General features: G+C 75.3%; 1 protein-coding gene. It reads left to right on the forward strand.

The window, feature by feature from the left end; translation table 11 throughout:
• A partial coding sequence (locus OSB71_RS24270; RefSeq protein WP_265950949.1) for a condensation domain-containing protein occupies nucleotides 1-644 on the forward strand: 644 nt, incomplete at both ends.

Here is a 644-nt window from a genome sequence, read left to right on the forward strand (position 1 = left end):
GGCCGGGCGCGCGAGGCCGGACTGCACTTCGGCCTGCCCGAGCTGTTCGACGCGCCCACGGTGGCGAAGCTGGCGCGGCGCGTGGCGGAGACCGGCCCCCCGGCGGAGGAACCCGCCGCGCGGGAACCGTTCGCCCTGGTCCCGGCCGAGGACCGGGACCGGCTCCCGGCCGGGCTGGAGGACGCCTACCCCATGGCCGAACTCCAGATCGGCATGGTCTACGAACAGCAGCGCGACCCCGACCGCAACCCGTACCACAACGTGGAGAGCCTGCCGATGGCCGGCCGGTTCGACGCGGCGGTCTTCCGCCGGGCGCTCGCCCTGGTCGTGCGCCGCCACCCGGTGCTGCGCACCTCCCTGGCCCTCACCGGCTACCGGGAGCCGCTGCAACTCGTGCACGCCGATGCCGACCTGCCGCTGACCGTGACGGACCTGCGCGGGCAGGACGCCGCAGCGCAGCGGGCGGCGCTGCGGGAGGCGGTGCGCACCGCGCACGCCACGCCGTTCCCCCTGGACAGCGCGCCGCTGATGCGCATGGCGGTGCACGTACTGGCCGACGACGCCTACCAGTGGACGGTCACCGAGCACCACGCCATCCTCGACGGCTGGAGCGTCGCCTCGACGCTGGCGGAGATCGCCGACGT

This window comes from Streptomyces marinisediminis, assembly GCF_026262575.1.
GTDB classification, from domain to species: domain Bacteria; phylum Actinomycetota; class Actinomycetes; order Streptomycetales; family Streptomycetaceae; genus Streptomyces; species Streptomyces marinisediminis.